Below are 5,981 nucleotides of genomic sequence, written 5' to 3' on the forward strand. Positions count from 1 at the left end.
TGACCAAAATCGAAAACAGCGGAGCGTTAGATGCATCCAGCATCGTAGTTTTTGGTTTTGGTCATGCGCGAGCATGACGGGGCACGGGTGAATTTTTGATGTTGGCTGCGTCCAGCAGACATAAATCAAAAAGAGGGGTCATCATCTCGTTCGATGGCGTCCAGCCTGAGAATAGAGAGGATTACCCTTCTTATTTTCGAAGCCCTAGCGTAGAAAATAACTATCCCGTCAGGGATAGAGATAGCTACATAAGTTAAATATATAAGTAAAAAGCCTAATTATAAAGATAACTTATGTAGCTATTAAGCGAAAGTAGAATATGAAAAGGGAGCTGTAAAATTCCGCTTCCTCGGCGCAAAACAAGTTTGCACCTGCGGCGAGCGGCGGGGATATATTTTTAGGGGCATGAATCAAAGGATTTGAGGCTTAAAGGGCAAGGGGTCAGAAAAACACCCTACGGGCTATTATCTGATATTAGGCTTTTATCTGGTCTCATTTGATAACAGTAAATAGTTGTCAGCCGAGATGACTATCAGAGGAAAAACACCCGACGGGCTATTATCTGATATTAGGCTTTTATCTGGTCTCATTTGAGAACAGTAAATAGTTATCAGCCAAGATGACTATCAGAGGAAAAACACCCGACGGGCTATTATCTGATATTAGGTTTTATCTGGTCTCAAAATCGTACAACAAATAAACAAAAATACTGGTGTGTTAATTATCTCTGGTAACTCCAACTTGAAGATTTTAATCATGAAATGATTTTGATGGCGTATGGCTATATCATGCAAATAGTAAAATTCTGAATTGAGATAATTATGAAAATAAAATTACTCCTGATTTCTGCATGCTTTTTATCTGGCTGTTCTAGCTTAACTCCGACTGTAGAAACCAAACAAAGCTATTGGGTTTACGATCTCAAAACAACGAAAAGCCCCTCTGAGTTAGAGGACTCTGTTTTTGATGCGATCAAATCTCAAATGTCTTCTGCTGCTGTTGTAAAAAATATTCCGGAAACATCCCCACCTGATAAGCCTGGTCGATTCAGCGTAAGCGATCCATTTTCAAATACAAATCTAGGTGCATTAGCAGCTAACAGTGGCGTCTCGTTGAAAATGGTTACTTGTAACGGTGCATTGGCTACAGCTAGATCCGACAATACAGGGATGCAAAATTGGGGGGAGAATACAACTTTCAATAGCTGTTTATGGCAATACAATGGTGGCTATCATCTAGATGTCGTAGTTACATTCACTAATGAAAGTGGTGGGTACGATGCAAAGTCTTTAGCTAAAGCTATGATGACCCCGCTGATAGGAAATAGTGAGCAGTTTATTCCAACGAGAGTGAACAATATAAAAAATAAAATATCTGCCAATGGCGACACTATTACTCTAGTTGATAGCTACAAGGGCTAAAAACATAAAGTAGTTAAATTTATAGTCGGGCAATCCACTCTATTTTCTTCGGTAGTATGTTGCTCGACTTATCCCTAACTCCAGCCACGGCTGTAATGTGCGCTCTGAGCTGGCTACGGGTTTACGCTTCGACACCTTACCGCCGACCTTACCGCCTTTGCGCCCTCTTGCTGCTTGAATCTCTGGCGCGTGGGTCTTAGTAACCCAATCGAGCCAGCCTTTCTCTGAGAATCGCTGATACGTCCATTTAGCTACGCTTTTTCCGATAGTGGCGCACTCGGCTGACGATAACGGCGTTGTGAGTTGCAGGTTATAGGCTTCGACTCGCTGTATGGCTGCCTCTACCCACTGGGGATAGTCTGGAAATCCCTGTCTAATCGCTCTGTATGACCACTGGCGAGCTTTCTCGAATAAATGACAGTTACGCCCCAGTCCGTAATCGTAATCTACTCTACGGGCTTCTGAGGCGTTCATATCGAGGCAGTCGGCTAGCCAGTCCAACGTATAGCTATTTTCTTCCCATACGGCGACTTGCCAGTGAGCATTGAGGGGATTTTTGCAGATAAGGCCTGAATATCGCACGTCAGCGTCAAGCGCGTGACACAAAGCACGTTCAACGGCTGCTGCATACTTTAACGGCTTCAAACTCGCATCAGGTGCGGTTCTGACAGATGTGTGTAGGCAATAAATAAGGTGAGCATGACCATTTTCACGATTCATCACCGTGATATTTGGTGCAGGGACTTTACGATCAGCCCAATCAATAGCAGCCCCCATGCGATCAACATCAAACACAAAATAGTATTTATGCGTGGGACCATTAGGCTGAACATATCGCGCTTTCTGAGCTGTCGCTTTCGCAACAATACGCAAACCAGTAGCGAGGTCGTCCGTGTAATACGGTTTTTTGGGGAGTCTTGAGCTAAAAAGTTCTAGGGCTACGTTACTCAAAATGCCCTGTTCTTATGGCGGGCTGTTGTTTCCGTGATTCCATGTGCTAATATCCTTTTCAGGTTATGTGCCTGCGCCCTCGTCTTCGTAATCTTCCGCCAAGTTGATTGTACGATTTCGGGGGCGTTTGTTTTTCTGCGGTTAAAACTACCGCTACAGCGATCACTTGTCCAATCCAAAACGCCTCGTAATTACTAAATTTTTTAGTGATTACGAGGCGTTGGACAAGCAAAGCGCGTCAGAAAACTATGAATTTTCTTCTTTAGCGAGTTCAGTCCGTAATTTTAGATTTGTTGCATTAACTCCGTGAGTAATCGCTAAGCCATCAATCATCTGGTTAATATCAGAAACTGAATAATTACCCGTCGTTAATACTTCGCCATGCTGTCTGGCCATAGTTTCCAAATCATCGTAGATATAGTCAGAGAACTTACCTTTGTACTTCATCCGTTCTCTGATTTTTTCATTTCCAGTTAAAACAAGAAATGCATTCCGATCATCGTCAGCCTGTATTTGCTTCTGAGTGGCAAAACCTTCGACTTTGGACAGAAAAGTGACACCAACCAAATTAGAAAACCCGAAAACATAAGCACCAACGCTATATGCGCCAACGATAGCCATATCACGGCTTGTTGTTGAGTTGATCACTACAGTGTCTCCGCTTTTGTCGCTCGCATCTTCCGTTAAAAAGATATACATATCACTCATTCGAAAAATCCTCGTAAGTTTTGAACTCAAAAAATCGATCAATTGTTTCTCGTGTAATTGGTCGGGTTACTCCACCAATTGAAACTGCATCAACCGCATAAAAAATACGTTGTACCCTGTCCCGTAATTGCGAACCAGGGAAGAGGTAAATAACCACATTCCAACCATTTTTTTGAAGCTGGTTCAGGTAGAGTTCAACAATTTCACGATACCGCTTAGGCGACTTTGCCACACGTTCAACTTCTACCGCGAATATTCTCCCATCCTTTCGCATCAAGCCATCTGGGTATTTTTGCCCCTTTTCCAGCTTCAAGTTACTAGTGGATTTCCACTGATAGCCAAGATTACGCGAGATAAGGCGTGTTCTTTGAATATCCAGACGATGCTCAAGCGTACTCAACGTGATTTTGGACGGCTCAAAAGCTTTAAGTTTGAACGGATCATCATGGTCATCCATAACCATGACTGCACCATGCTGAGTGATACCGTACAATTTAAACGGTCTGTAACCGCCCAAATTAATCTGTTCAGTACTCAGTAGCCCATTAGCACACATACGGTTTAACGTGCCGTAAGCCGTGCTTGCAGCCGTGTAATTAAGCACCTTGCTAAGTATCTCAGCGGTCGAGAAAATTTCGTCTTTGAGAAAACGCAGGATCTCCGTTTCGTTATCCTGCTTTTTAGCCATCCGCTCGCGGTAAGAGCGAATGAAGTTATCGCCAGCCATCATCGTTACCAGTATGTTTAGGTGCTGAGATTTCAGCATCATTGAATTCTTTCTTATCGTCTACGTGACTTGGCATTGGCTGATTTGGGATGTCCAGAGAGGGTAAGACAATCTTCGGATATTCCGTCAACGCAATAGCACTACGATTAACGTTAATCGGCTTACTATACGCAATCCTCGCAATCCCTACACCGATCATCACCGCTGCACCATCAGGCAGATGCTGCACGGCATTAGTATCAATCAGCTCGCGCTTTTCCTTCACGATGGTGCTTTCGGTACTCATTAGCTCAACATTGCCGTGGTCAGTCGAGACGTTGCGCCGTTCGCTATCCACCAATATTTGCCCCGTTTGCTTGCTTGTCCACTCCGCTGCTTTAAAGTCCTTCATGCGGTAAATCCATTTTATCGGCGTGTTGTCGATAACGGTTGTGGCAGCGGCTTCAGGTTTAATATCCGATCCACACTGACCAAAATCACCTAATGATTGATGCGTGAGCAGAACATTACAGTTCTTATCGCGGATGGTTCCCAGCGCATCGAGGCTCGATTTTGAGACTAGATACTTGAACTCGTCCAGCATGATGTTGACGTGTGTCGTTGCAGAGAAGCGGTCACGTGATTCGATGATTTGTATGCAGCGAACGAACAACATTTTTTGAAGCATAATCACTGCCTCATCGCGTAAAGAACCTACAATATACAGGCACCCACCATTGAGAATAATATCGCTGAGGTCAACGCCTTCGCGGGTCTGTAGGACTGACAAGGAGCAAAGTTCTTGCAACAGGTTCATAAAGCCTGATGCCCCTTCTTTGATTTCTTTAGGCAAATTTTGGGCAGCTTCAAGCAGTCCAGCAACATCAGTACCCGATTCAAACTGTTTGGAGAGCATCAGCACGGCTTTACGGTCGTTATCACGGTAGTAATCAGCATTGTCGCCACGTCTGCCCAAGCTAAACGCTGACACAAGTAATTCATTAAGCTGGTGAGACGTTAATCCGCTAAAGATATTGAGCTGTGCTGGCTTGCCCTGACGCAGATCTAAATATACGAATTTAGAGGACTGACTTTTAAGAACGTGAGGCGCAAACTCGTCATCTTTCGGGTCAAAAACAATGGCTGCATCATTAAAACGGCTAACACACTGAGCAAGCGCACTACATGCCAGAACCCCTTTACCACTACCAACCGCCCCCATAATCTGAACGTTTGATTTCACCCATTGCTGACGCGGGACATAAATCGGTTTTTGGTATTCGTCCAACCCAAGGAAAACAGCGTTTTTTTCCTTGGCATCATCGAAATATTGCACGGGATTAAACGATTTCGACTGAGAAAATTTAAGTGACCGAGCATCCGAGTGCTCGCCTGTTCTGCCCTTATGCTGAGAGCGGTTTGAAACAATCGCACGGTTAACCTCGGCACTCTTATTTGAAACCCAATCCGTAAACACGAAGAAGTACAGTAACGATGCAGCACACACACCGACAACAAGCCCAGCCAATAAAAAGCCCAAAGGGTAGTTATACTGCGCACTCCACAAGATACGTTGAACAGCATCGGCATTGATGACAAAGAAACAAAAAACAATCCCGATATACAAGATTGCTATCAACGCAAACACCGCCCGAAAGACAAGCAAACAGACAAAATAGAAAAAGCGAGAGGTCCGAATTTTTCTTGGGGGATTATCTAATTTCGACTTATGTGACCAACCCAAACGAAGAGGCTTACCGTCCTTGTCCTTATGAGAGTCTTTCGCTTTTTTAATGAGCTGATGACTCACACCAAGCAAACTAAACGCCTCCAGAATTTTCTCCCCCAGACAAAAGAAAAAACCAAACAGAAAACCGCAAACGGCTAACTCAGACCAATTAGCTTGAATGACGTGAAACGTGAACGGGTACTGCTGCATAAATACAAAAAAATTATGCGAAATATTCTCAAGCATACTGCCCCTCTTTTTCGGTGAAATTCACACGCCCTAGCGAGTGAAAGATGAGTGAAACGCCCCAGCGTGTAGCTCATCGGTTTCATAGTTTTGCATTGCGTACAGCATTGTAAAACTACACAAGAAACAATCGACCCAAGTCGATTTTTCGCAGTGCCAAAGCACAACGAACCTACCCCAGTAGGTGAGAGGAAAGGCATCCCCCAAGGGATGATTTTCC

6 protein-coding genes are annotated in these 5,981 nt (G+C 44.1%); 1 reads left to right on the forward strand and 5 read right to left on the reverse strand.

Translation table 11 applies throughout. The annotated features are described in order from the left end of the window. Nucleotides 1-821 precede the first annotated feature (821 nt). Entirely contained in the window at nucleotides 822-1,421 is a 600-nt protein-coding gene (locus HGT70_RS16330; RefSeq protein WP_214196568.1) for a hypothetical protein, read from the forward strand. A 39-nt stretch (nucleotides 1,422-1,460) separates the two neighbouring features. On the opposite strand, the gene HGT70_RS16335 is transcribed toward HGT70_RS16330, so the two are convergent. From HGT70_RS16335 to HGT70_RS16355, 5 genes are all read right to left on the reverse strand, one after another. Next, nucleotides 1,461-2,372, reverse strand: coding sequence for a replication initiation protein (locus HGT70_RS16335; protein ID WP_168428352.1), 912 nt, complete (start codon nucleotides 2,370-2,372; stop codon nucleotides 1,461-1,463). Nucleotides 2,373-2,618: 246 nt separating this feature from the next. Continuing rightward, nucleotides 2,619-3,080 carry a hypothetical protein gene (locus HGT70_RS16340; RefSeq protein WP_168428353.1) on the reverse strand — a complete coding sequence of 154 codons (462 nt, stop codon included), beginning with the start codon at nucleotides 3,078-3,080 and terminating at the stop codon, nucleotides 2,619-2,621. Continuing rightward, nucleotides 3,073-3,849 carry a MobC family replication-relaxation protein gene (mobC, locus tag HGT70_RS16345; protein WP_168428354.1) on the reverse strand — a complete coding sequence of 259 codons (777 nt, stop codon included), beginning with the start codon at nucleotides 3,847-3,849 and terminating at the stop codon, nucleotides 3,073-3,075. The genes HGT70_RS16340 and mobC overlap by 8 nt, the downstream gene beginning before the upstream one ends. After that, on the reverse strand, nucleotides 3,794-5,761 hold the full coding sequence (locus HGT70_RS16350; RefSeq protein WP_168428355.1) for a type IV secretory system conjugative DNA transfer family protein: 1,968 nt from the start codon (nucleotides 5,759-5,761) through the stop codon (nucleotides 3,794-3,796). The genes mobC and HGT70_RS16350 overlap by 56 nt, the downstream gene beginning before the upstream one ends. 33 nt (nucleotides 5,762-5,794) lie before the next feature. Then, on the reverse strand, nucleotides 5,795-5,981 hold a 187-nt coding region (locus tag HGT70_RS16355), incomplete at its 5' end, for a hypothetical protein (RefSeq protein ID WP_214196569.1).

This window comes from Rosenbergiella collisarenosi (genome assembly GCF_018494085.1).
In the GTDB taxonomy this organism is placed as follows: Bacteria; Pseudomonadota; Gammaproteobacteria; order Enterobacterales; family Enterobacteriaceae; genus Rosenbergiella; species Rosenbergiella collisarenosi.

Excerpts from the sequence above, each read along its gene's own strand:
- HGT70_RS16340 (WP_168428353.1), bottom strand. The coding sequence starts at position 3,080 with ATGAGTGATATGTATATCTTTTTAACGGAAGATGCGAGCGACAAAAGC.
- mobC (WP_168428354.1), bottom strand. The coding sequence starts at position 3,849 with ATGATGCTGAAATCTCAGCACCTAAACATACTGGTAACGATGATGGCT.
- HGT70_RS16350 (WP_168428355.1), bottom strand. The coding sequence starts at position 5,761 with ATGCTTGAGAATATTTCGCATAATTTTTTTGTATTTATGCAGCAGTAC.
- HGT70_RS16330 (WP_214196568.1), top strand. The coding sequence starts at position 822 with ATGAAAATAAAATTACTCCTGATTTCTGCATGCTTTTTATCTGGCTGT.